The 26,973-nt window shown below is 47.7% G+C and carries 24 protein-coding genes; 10 read left to right on the forward strand and 14 right to left on the reverse strand.

All coding sequences use genetic code 11. The features are described from left to right. Positions 1–473: 473 nt before the first annotated feature. The 3 genes from AC4BAP_RS00190 to AC4BAP_RS00200 all read left to right on the forward strand — a co-directional run bounded on the left by AC4BAP_RS00190 (position 474) and on the right by AC4BAP_RS00200 (position 2,220). Positions 474–965, forward strand: a complete 492-nt coding sequence (locus AC4BAP_RS00190; protein WP_490580588.1) for an NADH-quinone oxidoreductase subunit A — start codon at positions 474–476, stop codon at positions 963–965. Positions 966–1,035: 70 nt separating this feature from the next. Further along, positions 1,036–1,575, forward strand: a complete 540-nt coding sequence (gene nuoB, locus AC4BAP_RS00195; RefSeq protein WP_490581139.1) for an NADH-quinone oxidoreductase subunit NuoB — start codon at positions 1,036–1,038, stop codon at positions 1,573–1,575. A gap of 48 nt (positions 1,576–1,623) precedes the next feature. Continuing rightward, positions 1,624–2,220, forward strand: coding sequence for an NADH-quinone oxidoreductase subunit C (locus tag AC4BAP_RS00200; protein WP_490580589.1), 597 nt, complete (start codon positions 1,624–1,626; stop codon positions 2,218–2,220). Positions 2,221–2,782: 562 nt separating this feature from the next. Here the strand turns inward: AC4BAP_RS00200 and AC4BAP_RS00205 are convergent. Both AC4BAP_RS00205 and AC4BAP_RS00210 read right to left on the reverse strand, forming a co-directional pair. Further along, positions 2,783–3,583: an SPFH domain-containing protein gene (locus AC4BAP_RS00205; protein ID WP_490580590.1), complete on the reverse strand. Its 801-nt coding sequence runs from the start codon at positions 3,581–3,583 to the stop codon at positions 2,783–2,785. A gap of 2 nt (positions 3,584–3,585) precedes the next feature. Then, a complete protein-coding gene (locus AC4BAP_RS00210; protein WP_490580591.1) occupies positions 3,586–3,774 on the reverse strand; it encodes a hypothetical protein in 189 nt (62 codons plus the stop codon). A 189-nt stretch (positions 3,775–3,963) separates the two neighbouring features. Between AC4BAP_RS00210 and AC4BAP_RS00215 the strand changes: the two genes are divergently transcribed. The 4 genes from AC4BAP_RS00215 (at position 3,964) to AC4BAP_RS00230 (ending at position 10,265) form a co-directional block, all read left to right on the forward strand. Continuing rightward, the gene (locus tag AC4BAP_RS00215) at positions 3,964–5,169 is read left to right on the forward strand and encodes an NADH-quinone oxidoreductase subunit D (protein ID WP_490580592.1); all 1,206 of its coding nucleotides are present in this window, start codon (positions 3,964–3,966) and stop codon (positions 5,167–5,169) included. Between the two features lie 75 nt (positions 5,170–5,244). Further along, entirely contained in the window at positions 5,245–6,108 is an 864-nt protein-coding gene (locus tag AC4BAP_RS00220) for a phosphatase PAP2 family protein (protein WP_490580593.1), read from the forward strand. A 68-nt stretch (positions 6,109–6,176) separates the two neighbouring features. Continuing rightward, entirely contained in the window at positions 6,177–8,588 is a 2,412-nt protein-coding gene (locus AC4BAP_RS00225) for a DUF5686 and carboxypeptidase-like regulatory domain-containing protein (RefSeq protein WP_490580594.1), read from the forward strand. A gap of 162 nt (positions 8,589–8,750) precedes the next feature. Beyond that, on the forward strand, positions 8,751–10,265 hold the full coding sequence (locus AC4BAP_RS00230) for an NAD(P)H-hydrate dehydratase (protein ID WP_490580595.1): 1,515 nt from the start codon (positions 8,751–8,753) through the stop codon (positions 10,263–10,265). On the opposite strand, the gene AC4BAP_RS00235 is transcribed toward AC4BAP_RS00230, so the two are convergent. The 12 genes from AC4BAP_RS00235 to AC4BAP_RS00290 form a co-directional block, all read right to left on the reverse strand. Further along, entirely contained in the window at positions 10,258–11,160 is a 903-nt protein-coding gene (locus AC4BAP_RS00235) for a UbiA prenyltransferase family protein (RefSeq protein WP_490580596.1), read from the reverse strand. The two genes, AC4BAP_RS00230 and AC4BAP_RS00235, sit on opposite strands and share 8 nt — an antisense overlap. A gap of 109 nt (positions 11,161–11,269) precedes the next feature. Next, positions 11,270–11,830, reverse strand: a complete 561-nt coding sequence (locus tag AC4BAP_RS00240) for an inorganic diphosphatase (protein WP_490581140.1) — start codon at positions 11,828–11,830, stop codon at positions 11,270–11,272. A gap of 58 nt (positions 11,831–11,888) precedes the next feature. Beyond that, positions 11,889–13,592 (reverse strand): alkaline phosphatase PafA, encoded by a 1,704-nt coding sequence (pafA, locus tag AC4BAP_RS00245; protein WP_490580597.1) that lies wholly within the window; start codon positions 13,590–13,592, stop codon positions 11,889–11,891. A gap of 174 nt (positions 13,593–13,766) precedes the next feature. Then, a complete protein-coding gene (gene atpG, locus AC4BAP_RS00250; protein ID WP_490580598.1) occupies positions 13,767–14,654 on the reverse strand; it encodes an ATP synthase F1 subunit gamma in 888 nt (295 codons plus the stop codon). A 67-nt stretch (positions 14,655–14,721) separates the two neighbouring features. Further along, positions 14,722–16,302, reverse strand: a complete 1,581-nt coding sequence (gene atpA / locus AC4BAP_RS00255) for a F0F1 ATP synthase subunit alpha (protein ID WP_490580599.1) — start codon at positions 16,300–16,302, stop codon at positions 14,722–14,724. A gap of 2 nt (positions 16,303–16,304) precedes the next feature. Beyond that, entirely contained in the window at positions 16,305–16,862 is a 558-nt protein-coding gene (atpH, locus tag AC4BAP_RS00260) for an ATP synthase F1 subunit delta (RefSeq protein WP_490580600.1), read from the reverse strand. Positions 16,863–16,911: 49 nt separating this feature from the next. Then, positions 16,912–17,406 (reverse strand): F0F1 ATP synthase subunit B, encoded by a 495-nt coding sequence (locus tag AC4BAP_RS00265; protein WP_490580601.1) that lies wholly within the window; start codon positions 17,404–17,406, stop codon positions 16,912–16,914. Positions 17,407–17,546: 140 nt separating this feature from the next. Next, positions 17,547–17,810, reverse strand: a complete 264-nt coding sequence (gene atpE, locus AC4BAP_RS00270) for an ATP synthase F0 subunit C (protein WP_490580602.1) — start codon at positions 17,808–17,810, stop codon at positions 17,547–17,549. A gap of 39 nt (positions 17,811–17,849) precedes the next feature. Then, a complete protein-coding gene (gene atpB / locus AC4BAP_RS00275; protein WP_490580603.1) occupies positions 17,850–18,872 on the reverse strand; it encodes a F0F1 ATP synthase subunit A in 1,023 nt (340 codons plus the stop codon). A gap of 38 nt (positions 18,873–18,910) precedes the next feature. Next, positions 18,911–19,300, reverse strand: a complete 390-nt coding sequence (locus tag AC4BAP_RS00280) for a hypothetical protein (protein WP_490580604.1) — start codon at positions 19,298–19,300, stop codon at positions 18,911–18,913. A gap of 5 nt (positions 19,301–19,305) precedes the next feature. Continuing rightward, positions 19,306–19,524 (reverse strand): AtpZ/AtpI family protein, encoded by a 219-nt coding sequence (locus AC4BAP_RS00285; protein ID WP_490580605.1) that lies wholly within the window; start codon positions 19,522–19,524, stop codon positions 19,306–19,308. Between the two features lie 41 nt (positions 19,525–19,565). Continuing rightward, entirely contained in the window at positions 19,566–19,850 is a 285-nt protein-coding gene (locus AC4BAP_RS00290) for a hypothetical protein (RefSeq protein WP_490580606.1), read from the reverse strand. A 1-nt stretch (position 19,851) separates the two neighbouring features. Between AC4BAP_RS00290 and porW the strand changes: the two genes are divergently transcribed. Genes porW through uvrC form a run of 3 tightly spaced genes read left to right on the forward strand, consistent with a single transcriptional unit; the run spans position 19,852 to position 26,852 of the window. Further along, positions 19,852–22,710, forward strand: a complete 2,859-nt coding sequence (gene porW, locus AC4BAP_RS00295; RefSeq protein ID WP_490580607.1) for a type IX secretion system periplasmic lipoprotein PorW/SprE — start codon at positions 19,852–19,854, stop codon at positions 22,708–22,710. 3 nt (positions 22,711–22,713) lie between these two features. Next, positions 22,714–25,032 carry a penicillin-binding protein 1A gene (locus AC4BAP_RS00300; RefSeq protein ID WP_490580608.1) on the forward strand — a complete coding sequence of 773 codons (2,319 nt, stop codon included), beginning with the start codon at positions 22,714–22,716 and terminating at the stop codon, positions 25,030–25,032. A gap of 14 nt (positions 25,033–25,046) precedes the next feature. Next, positions 25,047–26,852 carry an excinuclease ABC subunit UvrC gene (gene uvrC, locus AC4BAP_RS00305; RefSeq protein WP_490580609.1) on the forward strand — a complete coding sequence of 602 codons (1,806 nt, stop codon included), beginning with the start codon at positions 25,047–25,049 and terminating at the stop codon, positions 26,850–26,852. The last annotated feature ends 121 nt before the right edge of the window (positions 26,853–26,973 follow it).

Here is a 26,973-nt window from a genome sequence, read left to right on the forward strand (position 1 = left end):
TAGTTCGTAGGTAATATTTTGCCTTTTTATCGAACTACTGTTTATCCTCAGTTTTACTTGCCTAAAGTTTCACTTCTTGCTTTGGTGCCCTCAAGGCCGGGTGGCCTCGTTTCTCTGCATCGCCGCTGTGTTCCCTCCTGCGCTTGCGCGCTGCCGCATCCGCGGCACCGGATCTCACAAGGCGGCTCAACAGAGAAACTGGGATTGACACTTCTTCGCAGCGGCTGTCGCAACTGGCAAGCAAATGTAAAAAAGTAAAAGCGGAAATTCCCCTCTAGAGAGGGGTGCAGAGGTGTGTAATCATATACCGAAAACTCCCCGCCTTGGACAAGTCTCGGATCCCGGACTTGATTCGGGAGAGTCACGAATGGCTCGACCCCACCACTACACAAAAGCAAACCTCCCCCGGCAAAAACCCTGCGTTAAAGCAAATCCCATATTTTGTCGTAAATTTGTGTAAATAGCTGAAAGCAATGGCAGAAAATTATACTTCAGATTTCGGCACTATCCTGCTCTTCCTGATAGGTGGCGCAATTTTCGTGGTGATTGGCATGTTAACAAGCAAGCTGATTAGGCCAAAACGGCCTAACCCCGAAAAGCTGACGACCTATGAAAGCGGCGAGGAACCAATTGGTAATGCGTGGGTTCAATTTAACCCTCGCTTTTATGTGGTGGCGCTTATCTTCATCATTTTTGATGTAGAACTGGCGTTCCTGTTTCCGTGGGCAACTGTTTTTGGCCGCAGAGAACTGATAGAAGCTACCGATGGCGCCTGGGGATGGTTTTCTCTGATAGAGATGTTTATTTTTATTGGTGTGCTGGTGCTGGGATTAGCCTATGCCTGGGCCAAAGGACATTTGGATTGGATAAAACCAAAGCCTGTAATTCCGCAGAGCCGCTCTAAAATACCAATGGACGTGTATCAGCAGTTTAATGCGCAGCAGGAATTAAAGCCCAAAGTATAAAGTAAACAAAGTATAAATGGTAGAGATTAAACTTTGCTTTTTGCCATTCATAATTTATAATTCATAACTCATAGTTGCTTTGGACAAAACTGGAGAAGGCGGTGTGATCATTACCAAGCTAGACGATCTGCTTAACTGGGCTCGGCTTATGTCGCTGTTCCCAATGGGTTTTGGTTTGGCTTGCTGCGCCATTGAGATGATGGGTGCTTACTCGTCAGGTTACGACATGGACCGCTTCGGCATTATACCCAGGGCATCTCCAAGGCAGTCGGATGTGATGATCGTGGCAGGCACTGTTACCTTTAAAATGGCTGACCGAATTCGCCGCCTGTACGAGCAAATGCCTGAGCCGCGTTATGTGGTTTCGATGGGGAGCTGCTCTAACTGCGGTGGCCCTTACTGGGAGCACGGCTACCATGTTGTTAAAGGCGTAGACCGCATTATACCTGTGGATGTGTATGTGCCGGGCTGCCCTCCGCGGCCAGAGGCACTGATAGGTGGCTTTTTAAAACTTCAGGAGATCATCCGAAAGGAAACGATACGTGCCCCAAGGGCAGTGCAGCAGATCATGGCAAAAAAAATGAATAATGAAGTAGTGAATAATGCATAATGGAGTGAATGCTTCTAATTAATCATTAATCATTATTAATTTAAAATTATGAATTTCGGAGAGTTAAGAGATTTTATACTGGAGAAATTTGGCCCTGAGGTTATACTTGAGGCCAAGGCCGATGCGCTGCAGCCATACCTAGTGCTACAGCCAGAACGCTTGCCAGAAGTTTGCCTGGAGCTCCACGATAACCCACTTACCTACTTCGATTTCCTGTCTTGCCTCACCGGCATCGACAATGGCCCGGGGGCTGGTACCATAGAGGTAGTATACAATCTGTACTCTATCCCATTTAACCACCACCTGATGCTGAAGGTGCGCGTGCCCCGCAACAACACTCCCGAACAAAGTATACCCGAGGTTCCTACTGTTAGCCACATCTGGCGCACTGCCGACTGGCACGAGCGTGAGGTCTTCGATCTGCTGGGAATCTACTTTAAAGGCCACCCCGACATGCGCCGCATACTTTGCGCCGCCGACTGGGAGGGCCACCCGCTTCGCAAAGATTATAAATTACAGGACTACTACCACGGCATCAAAGTGCCTTTCGACCAGCATAATGAGTTGAATGGCTTTAAAGGAGAGCCCAATGAGTTTGTAAGTCAGCCAACGCCTTTTTCTGATAAGCGAGAGAAGCCGGAGTAGGTTACTCTTTTTCTCTTTAAAGATTTCCTGACTTTCTATCGGGTTACTGATATTCCTCAGTTTTATTTAATACCAGTTTTACCTCTGGCTTTGGTGCCCTCAAGGCCGGGCGGCCTCGCCTTTTCGCATCGCGTTGCACCGTCTTCCTGCCGGGGGTAGGGGCCCTCTTTATCGTGCCTCGGGCTGCCTCACTCCGTTCGTCACCGGAACCCGCTAAGGCGCTCAACGCAAAGGCTGGGATGGACACTTCTTGGTAAACGGCTGACGCAACTGGCAAGCAAGTATAAATCCTGATTCGTAGGGTCACCTGTCCAAGGAATAGCAGAAGCAATGAAACCTACATCTTATCTTAGCAATAGCAGAGATTCCCCTCTCGAGAGGGGCAGGGGTGTGTTAATCGTTTACAGGAAAACTCCCCGCCTTGGACAATCGAGAACGAGAGCTCGAAGATTGCGAGCGTAGCTCTGAGGGGCTAGGGGTGGTTGGACAACGGCAGCCATAAAACAAAAGCCACCGAAAAACACTTCCAGTGGCCTCTGTTTATACTTTTAATAGCTATACGCTACTGCACATTCTTGAAAAACGTAGGCGAATTGCCGTACAACGGGGTTTTGCCATCCCACCGCTCAATAAACTGCTGCTGAATAAGCAAAGGGGTAAGGGTGCGCTGGCGCAGTTCGTTGGCCTTGGCCTCTGCTTCGGCTTCTACTATTTTTTTACGGGCCTGTGCTTCGGCAACTTTTAACTCGTTCTCTACCTGTAGAGCCTGCTGCACCGCACGGTTCTTCAGGTTTACGGCACGCACGATCTCGTCGGGGTACTGCAGGCCGCTGGTCATCTGCTCCAACTCAAAACCTTCTTTGCGTAAGGCATTATCTAAAGCAAGCTGTACTTTGTCTTCGAAGCTTTGGCGGTTCGAGATGATGCTGTCGGTAGTGTACAGGTTAAACTGGATCCGGAACGCGTCGCGGGTATAGTTGTAGAGCGTGGTTTGCGTTATCTGGTCGATGTCTTTTCTGTACTTGGCAAAGATGCGCGGACTCTCCCCCGGAATCACCCTGAACGACATGGTAGGGTCTACGGTAAACACCGAGCCGTCTTTAGCATTCACGGTAAAAGCACTGTAGTCCACGGTCTGCACGAAGGTCGGGAACTGGAATACTTCTTCTGTAAACGGATTGTACCACACACGCCCTGTTACCAGGCTCACATCCTGCACTCCTTTATCGGTACCGTACAGTTTTACGAGTATACCTTCGTGGCCGGCATCGATGCGGGTACACGACTTCATGGCCGTAATAGAGAACACAAGTATAAGTATGAAGCTAAGGCTCCAGGTTAGTATTTGACGGGCATTATTCATGGTTATGCTTTCAGCTTGTTAATGGAAAATCGGATCAGGAAGTAATTGGCAATAACTAATACAACCAATAGGCCCAAGCCTATGGTTACCGACAGATCGGATGGCTGGCGCACCAAAGAGGCGATCTCAGTAAAAGTAAGGATATCGATCAGGAGCAGCAGACCGAGCAGCAGGATATAACCGAATTTCATGAGGTAGTAGGTGTTAGGTTGGCGGTATATATAAAACCGCTACAAGTATAAATCTTATCAAATATAGCCATTTTACAATAGCCAGGCAATACTATTCTTTCAGCCTATTACTGGCTGTATAAAGTCCCTCTTTTTTCCGAACTTTGCTTAACTTTCTAACTCACTAACTTTTTAACTCTCTAACCCACTTTGTCCACCATCTATAAAAACTACCTGCTGCAATCAGAGCCGAACAAGTTTAGCCTTGATAACCTGAAGGCTGGCGAGATGATTGTGAACATGGGTCCGCAGCACCCGAGCACGCACGGTGTATTGCGCCTGGAGGTGGTTACAGATGGGGAGATAGTGCAGGAGGTGGAGCCGCACATTGGTTACCTGCACCGTTGTTTCGAGAAGCACGCCGAAAGTATGGCTTATAACCAGACCATACCCTACGTAGACCGCATGGACTATGTGGCGGCCATTAACTCGGAGCATGTATGGTGCATGGGCGTGGAAAAACTGATGGGCATTACCGACCAGATACCGAAGCGCGTTGAGTACATCCGGGTGCTGGTAGCCGAGCTAAACCGCATCGCATCACACTTTGTGGCCATTGGCACCTACGCCATCGACATAGGGGCCTTTACGCCGTTTCTGTGGCTGCTCCGTGACCGTGAGCACATCCTGCGCCTGCTGGAGTGGGTAAGCGGGGCTCGTATGCTTTACAACTACATTTGGGTAGGCGGTTTATACTATGATTTGCCAATAGGTTTTGAGGAGCGCTGCCGCGAGTTTATAGATTACCTGGTTCCAAAGCTCGACGAACTGGACACCATACTGCTAGATAATAAGATCTTTATAGACCGTACGGCTAACGTGGGCGTACTGCCGCTGGATGTGGCCATTAACTATGGCTGCTCCGGACCAATGCTGCGTGGCTCGGGCTTAAAGTTTGACCTGCGCCGGGTAGATGGCTATAGTGTATACCCTGAGCTAGACTTTGATGTGCCGGTGGGCAAAGGCTTGGCTGGCACCGTGGGCGATTGCTGGGACCGTAATTACGTACGTGCCCAGGAATGCCGCGAATCGGTAAAGATCATCCGACAGTGCCTGGACAGGCTAACCGGCGATTACAAGCGCACCCCCGACTTTGACCCTCAGGCTGCCTGCCCCAAAAAAATACGCATGACCGGCACACAAGAGCTATACTTCCGGGGCGAGACACCACGCGGCGAGGTAGGCTTTTTCTTCCGGACCACCGACAAAAGCGATGTGCCTTTCCGTTGCCATGGACGCTCTGCCTGCTTCACAAACCTTTCGGTGCTGCCCGAAATAAGCCGGGGTTGTATGGTAGCCGATTTGATTGCCATTGTTGGCTCTATCGATTTTGTATTGGGCGAGGTAGACAGGTAAACCCACTCTGCGCATAGCCGTTAAAAAATGTTGATACTGTAGATACTATTCTGACATTTCCACAGTGGCTAAACCATGAAATCTATGCAATTCAACAAACTTATTCTACTTCACTTCCTTTGGATTAGTATAATTTTGAGCCCTGCGACAGCGGTGGCACAGGTTAAACCAAAGAAGCAACCACAAACAGACACGCTCAAAACCATACTCGCACAGCCGAAGATCTTCGTCCCTGGCGATACGGTGCTCCCCGGCCAGAAAAAGCCTTTCACGGAGTCGCAGCGACTGGAAGGAGACAACAAACGTTACCTGCTAAGAGCTGTAGTGCCATCAGTTGCACTGATCGGAGCCGGAATTTATACTATACAGGACAGGGGGGTGATCAGCAGCTTTGATGCCCGCGACGCCCGCAATAAGGTACTGCCCGAGTTCGCCACCAACGCAGACGATTTTCTGATGCTGGGACCTCTGGTGGGATTGTACGGCTTTAACATCATCTCATCCCAAAACCGACATGAGCTTGGCCGCCAGACCCTGTTACTTCTAACATCCGGAACCATTGCCTCTGCGCTGGTGTGGCCTACCAAAAAGCTTACTGACATTGAAAGGCCGAACGGCAAACCCTTTGCCTTCCCATCGGGGCACACAGCCTATGCATTCACCATTGCCACGTTTATGGATAAGGAGTTCCGTCATAAAAGCCCGTGGGTGAGCGTAGTCAGCTATTCCATTGCCGGTGCCACAGGTGTGCTGCGTGTACTCAACAATGCCCACTGGATGGCTGATGTGCTGGCTGGGGCGGGGGTAGGCATCATCTCCACCAACACTGTGTACTGGGTACACGCAAAGCTGACGAAGGGCGGAGGCCTTAAAACCACAGTTGTGCCGGTAATGCTGCCAAACGGATCGCCGGGCATGGCCTTAACCGTAGCGTTTTAAAAGTTAAAACAGCCTAGGGCGCTTATTCTATTGCAGTGTAAGCGCCCTTTTCTTTTTATCTTTGCCGGATGCCTAAGTTCCTGATACCCTTTTTATACTTTATACTTGTAGCCACGGCTGCCCTGGCCCAGGTGCGCAGCGTGCAGGGTGTGGTCCGCGATGCCAAAACCAACGAGAAACTGGCCTTTGTAAGTATAGCCGCCAACAACGGAGAAACAGGAACAACCACTAACCTGGAGGGGCAGTACCAGCTACGCCACAGCAAACCTATCAAATCACTGCGCTTCAGCTATGTGGGCTACGAGCCACAGGTTATTTACCCCGACTCACAACAAACAATACATGTATACCTGCAGCCCTCGGCGGCACAACTGCAGGAGGTGGTGGTAATGGGCACAGGCGAGAACCCGGCGCACCGCATCATCCGGCTGGCAACACAAAACCGCGACCGAAACTCCATTGACAACCTGCCGGCCTATACTTACCGCACCTACAATAAATTTATAATCACGGCCGTAGATGCCAAGGAAATAGACCTCGGGGACACACTGCGCCTTTCGCAGCAAGACTCTTCGTACCTGCGCATGCGCAAGCTGCTAGCCAGGCAGCACCTCTTCCTGATGGAAAGTATAACCGACTACGCTTACCTGAAGCCGGATAAAGTGAAAGAGACCATACTTGCCACTCGCGTATCGGGGTTACAACAGCCCAGCTTTGGGATAGTGGCCGCCGAAAGCCGCGATTTTTCAGTGTACGAGGATATGTCGGTGTTTTTCGGCAAACGCTACCTTAGCCCCCTAAGCCGTGGCAGTACCCGCAAGTATGATTTTGTGCTGCAGGAAACCAACGTTGTAGGCCAGGACACCGTGTTTGTGATTTCCTTTAAGCCAGAGCAGGGTAAGAACTTTGAAGGCCTGCAAGGGCTGCTTTACATCAACAGCAATGGTTGGGCTGTGCAGAATGTGCTGGCACAGTCGGCGGCCGGAGACGAAAAGCGCGGCATTAAGCTACAGCAGCGCTTCGAGCAGACCGGCCCCCAAAACAGGTGGTTCCTTACGGAGCTGGATGTAGAGATCACGATTCCGCAGCTATCCTTGAAAGGGCACCAGCCTTACGGCCGCCTGCGCACCTACGTCACCAACATCAACCTGAACCCCGACTTGCGCAAGTCAGATTTTGGGGTAATTGCTTTGCAGCAAAAAGCCAATGCCCACCTGCAGCCTGAGAGTCTCTATCAACAGCACCGCCCCGATTCGCTTACAGCCAAAGAGCAGCTGACCTACACCCGCATGGACAGTGTGGGCCGGGCCGACAAACTGGACCGCACTATCCGGCTGATGGAGTACCTGGTAGCCAAGCAAATCCCGCTCGGGCCGATCAGCCTGGATATTAACCGCCTGTTTAAGGTGAGTGCCTTTGAGGGAGTGCGCCTGGGTATTGGGGCCCACACAAACGATCTGTTGTCGGAGCGGTTTATACTTGGTGGTTACTGGGGCTATGGCTTTAAAGATGAGAAGGCAAAGTATGGCGCAGATGCCGCATTTATACTTCATAAGCCATCCGAGCTGCAACTTAAGGCTAATTACTTTAAAGATGTACTGGAGCCCGGTGGGATAAGATTGCCTTTCCAGCAGCGCAGCCTGTTTACAGATATCCGGCCTAACCTGCTTACCAAACGCACCTACGCTACGCACAAAAGTATAGCCCTGGCTGGCAGGCTAACGCGCTACCTGCAGGCACAAACCCAACTGCGGCAGGAGCAGCACCAGCCAACCTTGTTTACTCCCGAAAATTCTCCTTTGTCAACCTATAACCTGACTGAGGCTGTGGTAAGTTTGCGCTATGCCTACGGCGAAAAATACATGCAACAGTTTAACCAGCTGTTGCCGGTTGCCTCAGAGTACCCTACACTGTGGCTGCAGTATACCCATGGTTTAGACGGATTGCTGAACGGAGATTTTACCTACAACAAATACGAGGCAAAAGTAGAGGCTGATTTCAGGCACCGCACTTTTGGCCTGAGCAGTTTTAAGCTGGTAGGTGGCTATATTGATGGCAGCGCGCCATTCTTTACATTGTTTAACGGCTATGGCAGCTTTAACCCTAGCTACAAAGTATACTCCGGCGACGGCTTCGAAACCATGCGCCCCTATGAGTTTTTCTCCGATAGGTTTGCGGCCATGTTCTTTTCACAGAACTTTGGGAAGCGTTTACTGCGCACCAGTTTCTTTAAACCGGATGTGGTGGCAGTAACAAACGTTGGCTTCGGGGACCTGAAGCAGGACGTTATTGGGGTAACTGCGGCCGAGCTGGGTACCATGCGAAAAGGCTTCTACGAGTCGGGGCTGATCTTGAACAATGTTATCAGTTCTACCTTCTCGGGTATTGGCATTGGTGCTTTTTACCGCTACGGGCCTTATGCACTAACTGAAACTAAAGACAACCTCCGCATAAAGCTTACCCTAACCCTGGCTTTTTAAAACATACTTCTTCCTTTACCGGGTAACCAGCCATTTTAGTCACAGACTGAGCGGAAACACGTTATACTTTCAAAAGCATTAAATTGCTCCGGGATCGCCTCCATACAGCCTAAACCACATCAGGCCGGCAAGAGTATATCCACAAAAAAAGCCCAAGCAAACATGAAGATACTGACGGCAGCACAAACCAGGGAAGCAGATGCTTTTACGATCAAAGAAGAAGGTATTACTTCCGCGGATTTAATGGAGCGTGCCGCAAAGGCATTTACAAGCTGGTTCGAAAATAAATTTCAGCCGTCGGAGGAGGTTTATGTGTTTTGCGGGCCGGGCAATAACGGTGGAGACGGCTTGGTGGTGGCCAGGCTATTGCACCAGCGCCAATACAGAGTGCGTGTGTTTTTGGTAGGCGACACCGCCAAGGCAAGCCCCGATTTCAAGATAAACCTGGAGCGGTTGTCTGATGAACTGGCCCCTACAAAAGTTCTAGCCACTGAGGAAATTCCGGAGCTGGGCAAAAGTATAAATATAATTGACGCCCTGTTTGGCACTGGCCTGAACAGACCTGTAACCGGTTTTTTTGCTGAGGTAATCGAAAAGATGAATACTAGCACAGCCTGTATCACGGCGATTGACATGCCCTCCGGCCTGTATGCTGACAGCCAGACGCCTGCAGATGGAGCACTTGTAAAAGCAGATTACACGATCAGTTTCCAGTTGCCCAAGCTTGCCTTCTTTATGCCCCAGCACGAGGACTATGTAGGTGAGTGGCATGTGGTGCCTATCGGCCTCAGCGAAAAATTTATAGCAAGCGCTAAAACAGATCTATACTTTGTTACCCACGATTATGCGCAAAGCCTGCTAAAGCCACGCAAACAATTTTCGCATAAGGGGCTTTATGGTCATGCCTTGCTGCTGTGCGGCGGCTTCGGGAAGATGGGGGCTGCTGTGCTTGCGGCTCGTGCCTGTTTGCGCAGCGGCGTGGGCTTGCTAACAGTTCAGGTGCCATCGGCCGGGTACACGTTGCTCCAAACAGCCGTTCCGGAAGCCATGACACTGGCCGACAAAAACCGGAAACATCTTTCGGAATTACCTCAGGAAATCAGCAAGTTTAACGCTATTGGCATTGGGCCGGGTTTAGGAACTGAGCGTGCTACTAAAACAACTGTAGGCCAGTTGCTGGCCACCTCCACTCATGCGCTTGTTATAGATGCTGACGCCATAAACATTATAGCAAGCAGCGAAAAACTGAAAGGGCAGCTCCCTAAAAACAAGGTTATCTTTACACCACATCCTAAGGAGTTTGAAAGGCTGGTGGGCAAAAGCAACAATAATTACGACAGACTACAGGATATGCTGGAGTTTTGCAAAGAATACAAATGCTACATTACACTAAAAGGAAACAACACGGCTATTGGCACCCCTGACGGCAAATTATACTTTAATACCACAGGCAACCCGGGCATGGCAACCGGCGGCACCGGAGATGTTTTAACCGGGATTATCACAGCACTTGTAGCACAGCACTATACTTTAGAAGAGGCTTGTATACTGGGTGTGTACGTTCATGGCTTGGCTGGTGACCTGGCTCTTAAGGAAGTTGGGGCCATCGCCCTAACGGCTTCCGATGTCATCAAGTTTTTACCGCAGGCTTTCCTTCACCTGCAGCGGCCTAACTAAAAGCAAGGTACACCAGGCCGGCATGCAGCAACATAGCGCCATCGGCTAGCAGGGCATAGTATATTCTGGGCTTGTGTTCATCCGAAAACAGCACTACTACAGCTGCTATCATGGCACTGGCTACCAAAGCAACCAGCACCTCCCCGCTTTCAGATAAATAAGCAACACTTACGTAAACTGCCAGCAGCACCAGCGAAACCAGTTTTGTATTTCGCACCCCGATCAAACCGGGTACTGTCAGCGTGTTCTTGCTTCTGTCATAAATATAATCCCGGATATCGAACAGCAGGGCAAGGGCAAGTATGAAAAGGAAGCGGCGTAGCACCAGCAATAAGCCCTGCGCCTCCCAGGCAGCGCTGCCGGCATCCAGTAACGGAAAACCAGCCGTTACCACCGCCCAGACATACGCAATCAGGAATACTTTTAGCAGCGGTATACTTCGTAATGGCCTTATTCTATCCTTTTTGTAAATGACCGGCACTGTATACCCTATCGAAATAACTGCCAGGTGCAATATGATCCAGGCATTGATGCGGAGCCCAAAGTATAAGTACACGCCTACTGCCGCGGCTATGCTGATGGCACCGGCAATCGCCAATGCCTTTTTGTTGCGCTGCCACCACTCGCTGCCTTCCTTGTACCGCTGTTGGTGCGGCCTGCGCATAAAGCTGTACACACTGCTCAGGTTATAGGTAAACAGCGTGGCCAGTAACACAAAAACAGCCATCGGCAACGAAACAGGCACCTTGGCAAGTTTATAGGTTTCTATGGTCAGGCTAAAAGCACAGCAGGAAATGAACACACTGCTATACACCAGTACACCCAGTAGCTGCTCGGCTAGCTGGGGCATCTGTTTATACTTGCCGATCATACTTATGTCCGGGTGCTGTGCCATTACCTGCAATTACGCAACTATTGTGGCCCATGTCAAACCTCTCTGCAAAAACAAAAAGCCTGACGCAGAGAAAATCTCCATGCCAGGCTTAACAGGAAAAGTAAAGCTTTTACAGTGTCTGCACTTTCTTCGGCTCACCAAATGTAGCATTGTAAAGCTCAATGCTCTCGTTGATGATCTTGTAAGCGTGCTCACGGCCTAAGAACTGCTCTACTACTACTTCTTTGTGCTCCAGTTTCTTGTAATCCTCAAAGAAACGGCGCATCTCCAGAAGTGTGTGCGGAGGCAGCTCAGAAATATCATTGATATGACGTACCGACATATCGTTATAAGCCACTGCTATAATTTTGTCGTCTTCTTCGTTGTTGTCGATCATCTGCATTACCCCGATCACTTTCGCGTCGATCAGGCACATCGGCTGTACGTCAATCGAGCAGATCACCAGGATATCCAGCGGGTCCTTGTCGTCGCAGTAAGTTTGTGGTATAAAGCCATAGTTAGCCGGGTAGTTCACTGATGAGAAAAGCACTCGGTCAAGCTTCAGCATACCGCTTTCTTTATCCAACTCATACTTTGCCTTCGAGCCCTTCGGTATCTCAATGATCGCAGTTACTACTTCGGGAGCTTCATCGCCGTAGCTCACGCTATGCCATGGGTTGTTGTTCTCCATATTCTCCATTTTAAAAAAATTTTAAGTGCGCCGTCTTTTCTCTTTCTCCGGCGCTGATTTATTTCATGTATTGTTGTAATGGTTCGCCTACGCTTCCGTTAGGCTCTTGTATGTATAGCCACGACGCAATTGTTGGGGCGATATCTGCAACTTTAGTTTCTACCGACGACTCTCCCGGCTTCACGTTCCAGCCGTACCAGATCAGGGGCACATGTGTATCGTAGTTTGAGTATGAGCCATGCGTTGTGCCACGCTGCGGTCCTGATCCATATCCTTCAAACCATGCCGGGCTCAGCAACAGCACCACATCACCGCTTCTCGATGGATAAAAACCATTCTCTACGCGCCCCATCATGCCACCTGCCCAACTGTTGGTTGCCAAAGTGTATGCCGTAACAGCTCTTTGCACAGGCTCCAGTCCAACCACATACTCTGCCACTCGCTGCTGCACGTCGCTAAGCATTAGTTTCTTACTTAAGATCAGCTTTCTGTTCAGGTAGATGTTCTGGTTTATATAACGCTCTACCCAAGGGCCTTTACCATACAGCTTGCTCAGGTAGTTTTCTACAGAATCGCGGACAGCTGTTGAGCTGGACACGCCTGCCGGTACTTTGTTTTCTGATAAGAAAGCCGGAACATGTGCTGCGCCGTGGTCTGCGGTTAAGAAGAACAGCACATTGCCAGCACCAACCTCTTTCTCTATTTCTGCAACAAGCTCGCCTATTTCCCGGTCCAGCCTTAGAAATATATCCTCAGCCTCTATCGAGTTAGGTCCAAAAGTATGGCCCACATAATCAGGCGTTGAGAAACTTACGGCCAAAAAGTCGGTATGCTTGCCCTTGCCTAGGCTCTCACCTTTCAAGGCAGCCAGCGCAAAATCCTTTGTAATTGTATTACCACCTGGCGTTGACCGAAGCAACTCAAAATCCTTTTTGCGAATAGCGGGCAGGTTATGCGGGAATACAGGCTTTGCTTCACCTGCAAGTGTTCCCTCCCACGGCATATCGTCGGCAGTGCTTTCAGTATACTGCACAATTGGCAGCAATGTATTCCATACCTGGCTCAGGTACTGGTCCGGGTATTGCTGCTTGTTAAAGCTCTGTACCCACTCCGGAAGATCGTTTCTATAAAAGGTACTTGTTATCCAGTTGCCGCTTTCGGAGTCGAACCAGTAGGCGCCGTTTCCTAAATGCCCTGCCGGTAGTATGGAGCCTCTGTCCTTAAGCGATATGCCGATTACTTTAGAGCCCATCCCTGTTGCCAGTCTCAGCTCGTCAGTAATGGTTGTTGTAAGTAGGTTGGCCGGCGACTGCTGACCAGCATTGGATGTACTTCCAACTGTTTTAACCGTATTGTCTTCCGTGCAGTATACTACCCTGCCCGATTTTCTGTCGTACCAGTTATTGCCCACAATGCCATTTAGCGCCGGCTCGCTGCCTGTGTAAATACATGCATGGCCCGGGGCTGTATAGGTAGGTACGTAGCTATACTGTGTGTTCTTGAAGTTAAAGCCATTGCGCAGCAGCTTCTTAAATCCATTGTCGCCATACTTTTCCCAGTAGCGGTACAGGTAATCATAGCGCATCTGGTCTATCACTAAACCTACGATCAGTTTGGGCCTGTTTAATTCAGTGAAAGCAGCAGTACTGTTATTTGCAGAAGTTGTTGTCTGCGCAGGTTTTGTACAGGCGCTTATCACTACCATCAGCGCGACAGCAGCTTTTGCCCATATTCCAACCTTTGCGATTCCTTTACTCTTCATAATGTATAGTTTATACTTTCTACAAATATAACAGCCTCATTTCTTTTAACTCATGTAAAAGTTGTTGCAACTCAAATTTTTCAATTTGATAACATGCGGTGCCATTGTGTAAGTATAAAAAAGAAAGCAGCGCCCACTTTTGATGGGCGCTGCTATATGGAGTATCTTTTCTTCTTATTTTGAAGCCAGAGCCTCTGCACCACCCACAATTTCCAAAATTTCCTTGGTAATCGCTGCCTGGCGCGTCCTGTTGTAGGTCAGCTTCAACTCTTTTAAAAGCTCACCAGCATTTTCTGTTGCCTTATCCATCGCTGTCATTCGGGCACCGTGTTCAGAAGCATTCGATTCGAGCACTGCTTTGTAAACCTGAATTTTCAGAGATTTAGGGATCAACTCCTGAATGATTTCCTCCTTTGAAGGCTCAAAAGTATAGTCGATCAGCAAAGCAGAAGCATTCTCCTCAACCGGCTTTTCTTCTATTGGCAGGAATTGCTCTACCTGTACAACCTGGGTGGCAACGTTCTTAAACTCGTTGTAAACTAAGTGAACCTGATCAAATTCTCCTTTTACGAAGCCTTTCATCGCATACTCAGCAGCTCCTCTTACCATATCAAAAGAAAGGTTAGATAGAACGCCTGTAAAGTCACCATTTACGTTGTAGCCTCTTTTCTTCAGAGCTTCAAAAACTTTACGCCCGATCGTTAGAACAGTAACGTTACCAGCTGCATACTGTGCGCTATACTTTGTGTTAATTAAATTAACAACTCCTTTTAAAATGTTGGAGTTAAAGGCACCAGCCAGACCACGGTCAGAAGAAACGGCAATTATTAGCACGTTTTTAACTTCACGCTTCTCTGAGTACAGGTTTGTCACAGAACCCTCCGTCATTGACGACAGGTTAGCCAGAATTCCGCTTAGGCGCTGAGCGTAGGGGCGCATACGCAGGATGTTATCCTGGGCACGTCTTAACTTAGCAGCTGCCACCATTTTCATGGCTTTAGTGATCTGCTGAGTAGATGAAATGGAAACGATGCGGCCTCTTACCTCTTTTAAACTTGCCATATTGTTGTTGCTATGAGCATAAACCAGGGGTTAGTAGTTTTCTACCAACCCCTGACTTTTAAATCAACTATTTTTTATACTTAGCCGATACTTCTCTGGCTACTTGCTTAATGGTGTTCGTTGTTTCGTCGTCCAACTTACCAGCTTTCAGAGCGTTTAGCACGTCGTTGTGCTGAGCACGCATTGTACGCAGGAAGTCTTTCTCGAAGTTCTTAACTTCTGAAACCGGAACATTGTCCATCAGACCGTTTGTAGCGCAGTAGATGATAGCCACCTGCTCTTCTACTGATACTGGAGAGTACTGCGGCTGCTTCAGGATCTCAAGGTTACGACGACCACGCTCAATTGTAAGCTTAGTTGCCGCGTCAAGGTCAGAACCGAATTTAGCGAACGCCTCAAGCTCACGGAACTGTGCCTGATCAAGCTTAAGCGTACCCGCAACTTTCTTCATTGACTTGATCTGAGCAGAACCACCCACTCGAGATACCGATATACCTACGTTGATCGCAGGACGGATACCTGAGTTGAACAGGTTTGTCTCAAGGAAGATCTGACCGTCAGTAATTGAGATTACGTTAGTCGGGATATAAGCAGAAACGTCACCAGCCTGAGTTTCGATAATTGGAAGGGCAGTTAAAGAACCACCGCCTTTTACCAACGGACGAAGAGAATCCGGAAGATCGTTCATGTTTTTAGCGATCTCGTCAGATGCGTTGATCTTAGCGGCACGCTCTAATAAACGAGAGTGCAGATAGAATACGTCACCTGGGTAAGCCTCACGCCCTGGAGGTCTTCTAAGAAGAAGAGACACCTCACGGTATGCTACAGCCTGCTTAGAAAGGTCATCATAAACAACCAGTGCAGGACGGCCAGTATCACGGAAGAACTCACCGATAGCAGCACCTGTAAATGGAGCGAAGAACTGCATTGGAGCCGGATCAGAAGCAGAAGCAGATACTACTACTGTATAATCCATAGCACCACCTTTCTCAAGTGCCATTACTACCTGCGCAACTGTTGATGCTTTCTGACCAATTGCTACATAGATACAGAATACAGGCTCGCCTCTTTCGAAGTACTCACGCTGGTTCAGGATTGTATCGATTGCAACGGCAGTCTTACCTGTCTGGCGGTCACCGATGATAAGCTCACGCTGGCCACGGCCAATCGGAATCATCGAGTCGATCGCTTTGATACCAGTCTGTAAAGGCTCGTTTACTGGCTGACGATAGATTACGCCTGGTGCTTTACGCTCCAATGGCATCTCATATAGTTCGCCAGAGATTGGTCCTTTACCGTCGATAGGCTGACCTAGTGTGTTTACCACACGGCCAATAACGCCATCACCTACTTTAATAGAGGCAATGCGATTTGTTCTTTTTACGGTAGCTCCTTCTTTGATCTCGCTGTAGTCGCCAAGCAATACGGCACCTACGTTGTCCTCTTCCAGGTTCAGAACGAGTGCCTGAAGTCCGTTCTCAAACTCTAATAGCTCACCAGACTGTGCTTTGGAAAGGCCATAGATACGAGCGACACCGTCACCCACTTGTAGTACAGTACCAACTTCTTCCAGTTCTGCCTCAGAGCGGAAGTTTGATAGCTGCTCTCTTAATATGGCTGATACTTCGTCAGGTCTTACTTCTGCCATGATTATAGTTTATTAATGTATGGGTTGTCTTTGAATTCATTTCTCAGCTTGCGAAGACTGTTCTTCACGGAGCTGTCTATTTGTTTATCACCTACTTTAAGCACGAAGCCACCAATAAGCGATGGGTCAATTATTTCCTCCAGCTGTATTTGCTGGCCATATTCTGCAGCTATCTTCAGTCCCAGTTGCTCGCGAAGTGCCGGTGTTAACGGCAGAGCTGATGTTACCTGGGCCTTTACGATACCTTTGTATTGATTGTACTGCTCTTCAAATGAAGTAGCAACGTACTCTAACAGAGACTCACGCTGCTTGCGCGCGATCAGCATGAAAAAAGCCAGTGTCAACTCCTGCACTTTGCCTTTAAACACACTGTTCAGTACAGCTAACTTCTTCTCTGGCTTCACAATCGGGTTACGAAGCAACAACTGGAAGTCACGGCTCTGAGATACTACCTGCGCAAACAGCTGCATGTCTTCATGCACCTGCTCCAGCAAACCTTTCTCATTCGCCAGCTCAATCAGTGACTTCGCATATCTGGAAGCAACTCTAAATTCTGACATAATGCTAGTTTATGATACAGCGGAAGTATAAACTACCGCTATTTTTCTTTTAGTTAAGCGTTACTTCGCGGATATAGTCTGCTGCCAGCGCTTGCTGAGCATCCGGGTTGCTAAGTTCTTTTCTCAAGATGCGCTCTGCGATTTCTAGAGAAAGTGTTGCAGCCATGTTTTTCACTTCTGTAAGTGCAGCACGCTTCTCGTTCTCAATCGCCTCACGCGCCTGAGCGATCATGCGGGCACCTTCTTCATTTGCCTTAGCTCTGGCAGACTCTACAAGTGCATTACCAGCTTCTGAGGCCTCTTTCAAGATTCTGTCACGCTCTAAACGAGCCTCTGCCAATAACTTTTCGTTGTCTGCTTTCAAAGACTGGATCTCAAGCTTTGCTCTCTCGGCAGCGCTTAAGGCATCTTCAATAGAAGCCTCACGCTCATGAAGCGCTTTCATTATTGGCTTCCAAGCAAACTTAGCAAGCAAGTACAGAACAATCAGAAATGTTACTAGCTGCCAGAAAATTAGACCGATACCTGGGGTTACTAACTGCATTGTTTATTTTGTTAGAGAAATTATTCCTATTAAGTGGCCTCGATTCTACTCTTACAGACGAGTACCGTCAACTGCTTTAAACTACTTTAGACCTCATCGTCCGGACCATGCGTCCGGACGTGAGATCATCAAAAGACTTACTAGCCTTTGAAAGAAATTAACAAGCAAACTACCACACCGAAAAGTGCAACACCTTCGATAAGGGCAGAAGCGATAATCATGGCAGTCTGGATCTTACCACCAGCCTCTGGCTGACGAGCAATAGATTCCATGGCAGAGCCACCGATTCTACCGATACCCAAACCAGCGCCAAGGGCAACCAGACCAGCACCGATACCGGCACCCATGATAGCTAAACCGAAATCAGTTGTAGCTGCTACTGCTTGAAGCAAAATTGCTAACATAATTGTAGTTATATAGAGTTAAAAAATAAAAATTCAGAATTAATGATGCGCTTCTTCACCGTGGTGATCATGTTCCTCAACTGCACCTCCAAAGTACATCGCTGAAAGAAGCGTGAAAATATACGCCTGCAATAGCGCCACGAACAACTCCAGGAAGTTCATGAAGGTAGCAAACGCCACACTCAAAGGACCTACTGCAATACTCTGGAAGATAAAGATCAAGCTGAACAGGGAAAGAATGATGATGTGACCTGCCGTGATGTTGGCAAAAAGACGAACCATCAATGAGAATGGCTTCGTGAAAATACCGATCAATTCTACAGGGATCATGATCGGAGCCAACCACTTTGGTACACCTGGCGTCGCGAAAATGTGACCCCAGTAGCTCTTGTTACCGCTGAACACAGTGATCAACAAGGTAAACAAGGCAAGAATAAGCGTAACCGCGATGTTACCTGTTAAGTTCGCACCACCTGGCATCAGGCCAAGCAGGTTGTTAAACCAGATAAAGAAGAAAATGGTAAGCAGGTATGGCATGTAACGCTCATACTTAGGGCCAATGTTCGCTTTGGCAATCTCATCACGGATAAAGATGATGATCGGCTCAAAGAAAGACTGCATGCCCTTTGGCGCCTTACCCGGATTTCTTTTGTAAGATGCAGCGATGCTAAAGAACACAAAGAATAACAGGGCCACACTAACAAACATAGACGCTACGTTCTTTGTGATAGAGATGTCAAACAAACCTTGATATCCCTCAATTGGCTCGCCTTCCTCGTTGGCCTTGTAGATATGACCATGCTCCATAACGTAGCCCTTATAAGGAACTACCTCATGCGCTTCGTTGTAGAAGTTGCTCGAAGAAAAAACACTAACCTCTCCGTTATCTACCAGAATAACTGGCAAATAAAGAACCACCCCATCTGCGAAATGCCAAGTATAATCATCCGCGATGTGATGTGTGATCATGTCGCCTGGCTTAAATTCGCCACCTTCAGCCGATCCGGCAGCAGAGGCCGTAAGCGTCAAAAAGGAAAACAGTAAAACTAATAACTTCTTCATTAAGAGAGATTTAGAAACAGATTTTATAAAGCTTTGCCTTATACCTTATCCTGCCTTTTCAAATTCGGGCGCAAGTTAGCCAATAAGCTGTAAATTTCAAACCCGGTAAATAGAAAATAAAATACAAAGAAGTTAAAAACGAACTGTAACTCGTTCTCTGAGAAGAGGTAAACATAAATAAAGACAACCGCAATGCTCAGTATCATCCTGAAGCCCATCGAGCCAAAGTAGTATAACTGAAAGTTATCGTTGTCATAGTTTATGCCGAGGCGTGTTACATAAAACGTGAGAACCGTTACAAGTATAAAGAAACCAATTATGTACCACACCAGCGGGTGCAGCAGCTGATCACCTGTAAAATAAGCCAGGGCTCCCGTCAGTATGCCAACCACACCCGAGAAGATCAACAGATTTTTGATAAAGTTCACGTGATTTATTTTTTGTTAAGAGAAAGTATAACCAGGACCATAGAGGCCACAACAGCCACCACCAAAAGGCTTATTGTGAACCACGGGTTCTGTGTTTGAAAATAATCGTCGAGTTTCATGCCTGCAAAGGCGGCCAGCACCATTGCCCCAATCATCTGAAAAGCCAGTCCGGAGTATTTCAGGTATGGCTTTACATTATCACCTTTTTGTTTTTCTGATGGCATAGAACGCAATATTTAGTGCTGATTTAGAACCGGATGCAAAATTACTTCTTTTTTTCGAGCTCAGTGCACCCCAGCGCCTTATCTTTTGTTACCCAAACGGCAACAGCTTCGCCTGAAACCAAAACTGCTTTTGCATAGTTCAATAGCAGGCTGCATTTGGCACCTTGTTTTACTATTGCCATATTATTGTATTTTTGTATAAATAACTTTCTATAATTAAAGAGGCAACCTTCATAACCTGTAGCTTTTGCTAAGCTATACTTTAGTGCCTCCGCTTTACGTTTATACTTTATTATACCGTATCTAAACCTTTGCCCTAAAATCACCTTGGATAAGCGCTATCTGCATTTATATATTGTTCTGGTAAGCCTCTTGTTGGCCGCCTGCTCTGTGGAGCGTAAAAACCCCATCAGCAAGACGTACCATAACACCACTGCCCGCTATAACGGCTATTTTCTGGCAAAAGAGAAAATGAATGCCATTGAGCAGGGGCTGGTGGACAATATGCAGTATGATTACAACCAGGTATTGCCCATTTACCCCAGAATTGACTCCGCTACCGCAAAGGCGCTTAGCCCTGAGCTGGAGGATGTGATCAAGAAGGCCTCTTTTCCGATACAGTATCATAAAAACAGCAAATGGATAGACAATTGCTACATTCTGATCGGCCAGGCCAATTACTACCAGCTTAACTTCGGAGAGGCTACGCGCACTTTTAAATATGTAAACGCCACCAGCAAAGACGCTGATGACAGGCACAAAGCGCTGGTTTGGCTAATGCGTACTTTTTTGCAAACCGGCGAGTTGGACTATGCGCAGCAGGTTTCAGAGTTCTTGCGCAAAGAGCGCTTAAACAAGGACAATGCCCGCGAGTTATACCTGGCGCGTGCACAGTATAACCGCATGCAAAGCGATACTGCTGCCGTTATTAAAAATCTGGCCCTTTCCCTGCCCAACTTCGAGGATAAGGACGATCAGTCCCGGATCCGCTTTACACTGGCCCAGCTTTACCAGCTAACCGACCAGGACAAAGAGGCATATAAGCAGTACAGCAAGATCTTGCGTCGCAACCCACCATACGATATAGGCTTTTTTAGCAGGCTTTATATCGGGCAGGTTTCCAAACTCGACAACAAACAGGATACGGAGCGCATTGCCAACTACTACAAAAAACTGCTTAAGGACGATAAAAACACCGAGTACCGCGACAAGATCTATTATGAGATGGCGCAGTTTGAGCTGCGCAGGCAAAACTACGACAAGGCGCTGGCTTACCTGGAGCAATCGCTGCGCACGCCGGGCACACTAAAAAACCAGAAGGCATACAGCTATGTGCTGGCCGGAGAAATATACTTTGACAACCTGAGCAAGTATAACCTGGCAGCCGCATACTACGATAGTGCCACCACCGCTTACCCCAGAACGGCACCGGAATACGAGGCAGTAGCAGAACGCCGCGACATACTGGCTGATTTTGCAAAACAGTATGCAACAATCCAGAGGCAGGATAGCCTGCAGCGTTTGGCACGTATGGGTGAAACAGAACGCAACGATTACCTGCGAAACCTTATAAAACAAAGGGAAGAGCAAAGGCAGCGTGACTCGGCAAGGCAGGTAGTTGCCACGAAAAGCGAACAGCAGAGCGTGGAACGGAGCCGCCGAAACAACAGCGGTTTCCAGGGCAACAACACGGCAGGTGGGGTATGGTATTTCGATAACCCATCGGCAATGGCATCCGCCAGGTCGGAGTTCATTCGGCGCTGGGGCGACAGGCCTTTGCAGGATTTTTGGCGTATTCGGTCACGTGGCGAGATAGGCAGCACCAACCAGGCAGAAATATCGCGTGCGCCTGTCGTGCCGCTGGAGCAGCAAATGAGTGCCGAGGAAAGGGCTAACATGCAAATGCAGCAGTACCTGAAAGATATCCCTTTGTCCACTGCCGACCTGTTGCGCTCCGAAAAAGAATCAGAGGACGCATACTTCAGGCTTGGCACTATTTACAGCCAAAAGCTGCGCAACCCGACCAAGGCCACTGAAACTTTTGAGGCGTTTGTAAAACGCTTCCCAAATTCTGAGCACACAGCTGAAGTATACTATAATTTATACTTGCTGCACGGCAAAGCCGATAACAAAGAATTGCAACAGGCATACTATGCCAAAATTAAGCAGCAGTACCCGAATACAACTTATGCCCGCTTAGTGGATGACGCTGATTTTATGTCTAAGAATGCCCTTGACAACCTAAAAGCGCATGCCCTCTACGACTCTGCTTATACTTTATATGAGGAGTATGAATATGTAAAGGCTACCACGATAATCAACCAACTTGTAAGCCAATATCCTCTAAACGACATAAAAGACAAGATTGCCTACTTGCAGCTCATGATCACGGCCCGCACTAAAAAGCCAGAGGAACTTTACGCCCAGCTCAATGGCTTTAAAAGGGAGTATCCGGGTAGCCCTCTTGTGCAGCAGGCAGATCAATTGCTTAAAACATATCAGGAGCTGGAACAGAAAAATATGCTGCGCAAAGATGCACCAGAACCTGGCGTGCCTAAGCTGAAGACCGCAACGGCGCTTAAACCTGAAGAGAAAGTTAGCACAGAAATTGCTTCTTCGGCTGTTGCATCTGCAGCAAAAGACGTACAGCCGGCAAACCCAGTAGTGGCAACGCCTGAGCCTGCTAAGACTGATATTGTCAAAACTGAACAGCCTAAAACTGAAACAGAACCGGCAAAACAGCCAGTGAGCACAGAAAGAAAAGAATCAGCTGATGATCTGATCGCATTGCCGGAGCCCTCTGCGCCTGAGGTTGATCCCCTGGCTTACGATGCTAACGCCGACACAGCTTTTTATGTGGTTTTGCTTTACCCAACAGAAACTGAGGCCTTTAAAGATGTGTTATCTAAGTATGAAAAGTATAACAGCACATATTATAAAAACCAAAAGTTAACCATTGACTCGGTGGCCTATGCCGCCGATAAGGCTATGCTGGTAATGCGGACTTTCCCGAACTTAAAGCTGGCAAAATCTTATAGCATCAATCAAAAAGCGCCTCAGTCGCCGGTAGGTAGAATTAGAGGCGTAGAATTCGTTACCTTTGTCATCTCTTCTGCAAACTATGAAAAGCTTTTGCAGAAAAAAGACCTGGAAACGTATCTGACCTTTTATAAAAACAACTATTAATACATGACTACGCGTCAAAAAACTGCTGAACCACAGCCGAAACCAATTTACCCTAAATTAGCATCCACGCTTTGGTTGCTTTTTGCTGGCGGCTTCGTGGCTTTTATACTTTATGTGTATGCAGTAAGTATAAATTTCCTGAACCTGTTTGGTGAAATGCCAAACTTACGCACGCTCGAAAACCCTAAGAGTGAACTGGCATCTGAGCTGTACTCCGCCGATAACGAGCTGCTTGGAAAATATTTCAGAGAGAACCGCTCGCCGGTTGATTACGAGGACCTCCCTGAGAACCTTGTAAACGCCCTTGTTGCAACAGAGGACATACGTTTCGAAGACCACGCCGGCATTGACCCGCAGGCAATGGTTCGTGTGGCAGGTGGTATACTTACCGGCAGCCGCAAAGGCGGTGGTAGTACCCTTACGCAGCAGGTTGCCAAAAACCTGTTCGATACGCGAAGCGACGAGCTGAACAACGGCCTTTTAAATGACGTGCCTGGTTTAGGTATGCTGATCCTTAAAACGAAAGAATGGATCATGGCTGTTAAGCTGGAACGCTCTTATACAAAGCGTGAGATCCTGACCATGTACCTGAATACCGTGGATTTCGGCTCTAACGCTTTTGGCATTAAGGTAGCGGCTAAAACGTTTTTCAACAAAAAGCCCCAGGACCTTAAAGTAGAGGAGTCTGCCGTGCTGGTAGGTTTGCTTAAGGCCCCTACAGCGTTCAGCCCTAAGTTCAACCCTGAAAACTCAAAGCGCCGACGTAATGTGGTCATGTCTCAGATGGTGAAGTATGACTTTATGACTGAAGATGAGTACAACGCTTTAAAAGAGAAAGAGATTGACCTTGATTACCGTGTGGAAAGCCAGAACGTTGGTCTTGCACCATATTTCCGCACAGAGGCCAGCAAGTTTCTATTGCAGTGGTGCCGCGAGAACGGTTATGACCTGTACGCCGATGGCCTGAGGATTTATACTACCATTGACTCTCGTATGCAGAAGTATGCGGAACAGGCCATGGCAGAGCACATGAAAGGGCAGCAAAAGCTTTTCTTTGAGCACTGGAAAGGTCGTAACCCGTGGGTGGACCGTGACAATAAGGAGATAAAGAACTTCCCGGAAACAGCTATTAAACGCACTGACCGTTACCGCAGATTGAACGAACGTTTTGATGGCAACCAGGACTCTATCAATTATTACCTGAACAAAAAGATCCCGATGACGATCTTTACCTGGGATGGTGAGAAAGAGGTTGTTATGAGCCCAATGGACTCCCTGAAGCACTACAAGCATTTCCTTCAGTCAGGGTTTATGGCGATGGAGCCGCAAACCGGCCACATTAAGGCCTGGGTTGGTGGCATCAACTACAAGCATTTTAAGTATGACCACGTGAAACAAGGTGTACGCCAGCCAGGCTCTACTTTCAAGCCTTTCCTGTACACTGCCGCCATCGAGAATGGTTATTACCCATGCTACGAGGTTATCGACACGAAAGTATGTGTGCCTCTGCCTGATGGTAACATGTGGTGCCCTAACAACTCCGACAACAAGTATAGCGGCAAGAAGTATACGCTACGTAATGCACTGGCAGAATCTGTTAACTCCGTGTCGGCTTACTTAGTAAACAAGCTAGGTCCTGAAACGCTGGTGCAAACGGCTAAACGTTTAGGTATCTCTACACCATTGGACCCTACGCCCTCCCTGGCACTTGGAACCAGCGACGTATCGTTGTATGACATGGTAGGGGCTTATGGCACTTTTGTGAATGGAGGCACATGGGTAGAGCCTAACTTTATCACCCGCATCGAAGACAAGCATGGTAACGTGATCGCTGAGTTTGCCCCTAAAACAGTAGAGGCTCTTAGCGAAGAAACAGCCTACCTGATGGTGCATATGCTTAAAGCCGCAGCAGAGCCAGGAGGTACGGCATACTATGGTCTGCGCCACAGAAACGGCCTGAAAAACGAAATTGGCGCCAAAACAGGTACTACTCAAAATCAATCGGATGCCTGGTTTATGGGCCTTACCCCGGACCTGGTGGTTGGCACCTGGGTTGGTGGCGAAGACAGATCGATCCACTTCCGGACAATTGCTTTAGGGCAGGGTAACAAATTAGCTATGCCGGTTTATGGTGCATTCATGCAGAAAGTATATGCCGATAAAACCTTGGGGCTCTCTAAAGATCCTTTCCCTAAACCTTTAGCGCCTTTATCGGTAGAATTAGATTGTGCTAGGTACCATCAGGGCATGCCTGTAGACTCCTCTCAACAAGACGAGTTTCTGAACATGCCTACTGAAATTGACTTAGACGCTGACTTCTAATTCCATAACACTCAATGCCTGCAAACGAGAAACTGAAAGAGCAGATTTTACACCTGCCACATAAACCTGGTATTTATAAGTTCTTCGACGACAAAGGCATTATCTACGTTGGCAAAGCGGTTGACATAAGAAAGCGTGTCAGCTCTTATTTCAACCGCTCTGCGCAACACAATAAAAAAACTCTGAAGCTGGTTTCCCAGATTAGGCACATCGAATTTACCATTGTTGATACTGAGGCAGATGCTTTCCTGCTCGAAAACAATCTCATCAAGCAGTATCAGCCAAAGTATAACATCCTGCTAAAGGATGGCAAAACATACCCTTATATCTGCATCCTTAACGAGCGTTTTCCGAGGGTAATTAGCACACGTAACAAGGTTAATGATGGCTCACGCTATTTTGGCCCTTACCCTAGCGGTACTACCATGTACGTGGTACTCGATTTGATCCGAACTCTATACCCTCTTCGTACTTGTACCTATAATTTATCTCCGGAGAACATTGCTGCTGGCAAGTTTAAAGTTTGCCTTGAATACCATATTGGTAATTGCAAAGGCCCTTGTGAAGGCTTAGAAGATGAAACAGCCTACAACCACTACATTTCTCAGATAAAAAACATACTTTCCGGCAACCTGTCTGTAGCTAAAAATTATTTTAAAGAACAGATGACTGCTGCAGCAGCCGATTATCAGTATGAGTTGGCGCATCAGTTTAAACAGAAACTAGACCTTTTAGAGGATTTTCAGGCGAAGTCTACTGTTGTGAGCAATACGCTTAGCAATATTGATGTCTTCACGATCACAAGTAATGAGGAGTGTGCGTTTATAAACTACCTGAAAGTTATGAACGGCTCTATCATTCAAACACAGTCTCTGGAGATACACAAGAAGCTGGAGGAAGAGGATGCTGATCTGCTTGCCTCCGTTATCGTTCAATTGCGCCAGGATTTTGAAAGCACTTCCAAAGAGGTCATTACTAACATTGAAGTTAACCTGCCCTTAGATAATATTTCTGTTGCTCAGCCTCAGATAGGAGACAAGAAAAAGCTTATCAATCTTTCCCTCAAAAATGCGATGTATTTGCGCAAAGAGCGGGAGGGTAGACAGGAGAAGAACAAAGAACTCAGCGATCAGCGTGAGATCAGGGTGCTGGAAACCCTTAAAAAAGACCTGCGCCTCACCGAATTACCGCGCCAGATAGAATGCTTCGACAACTCCAATTTCCAGGGTGATAATCCGGTGGCTTCTATGGTTTGCTTTAAAAATGGCAGGCCCAGCAAGAAAGATTACAGGCATTTCAACATAAAAACTGTTGTTGGCCCTAACGACTTTGAGTCGATGTATGAGATTGTTACCAGAAGGTACAAGCGGCTCTTAAATGAGAATCAGCCATTACCACAGTTAATCATCATAGATGGTGGCAAGGGGCAGCTGAGCATGGCTGTAAAGGCGCTTAAAGATTTAAATATCTACGGAAAGATTGCTGTTGTCGGAATCGCTAAACGGCTTGAAGAGATCTTCTATCCTGGCGATTCGCTTCCTCTTTATATTGATAAGAAGTCTGAGTCGCTTAAATTGATCCAGCGATTACGTAATGAGGCGCATCGCTTTGCCATCACTTTCCATAGAAGTAAACGCGATGCCGGCACTCTTAAAACTGAGCTTACAGACCTGAAAGGCATTGGTCCAACAACTGCCCAGGCGCTTTTGTTAAAGTATAAATCCGTAAAAAAACTGCGTGAGCTTTCACATCAGGAGCTTACACAGGAGGTTGGCAAAGCTAAGGCTGACATTCTTTATGCTCATTTCCATCAAGCTTAGATCTTCTCAAATCCATTAAACAACTCAAGTTGCGTTTGTTAAGCCAGGCAGGTGTAAATACACACCTACGCCTTTCTCAAGAGAGGTTTGACATGCACGAGTTTAACTCTCCTCCTCTGGA

This window comes from Pontibacter sp. GD7, from assembly GCF_058216375.1.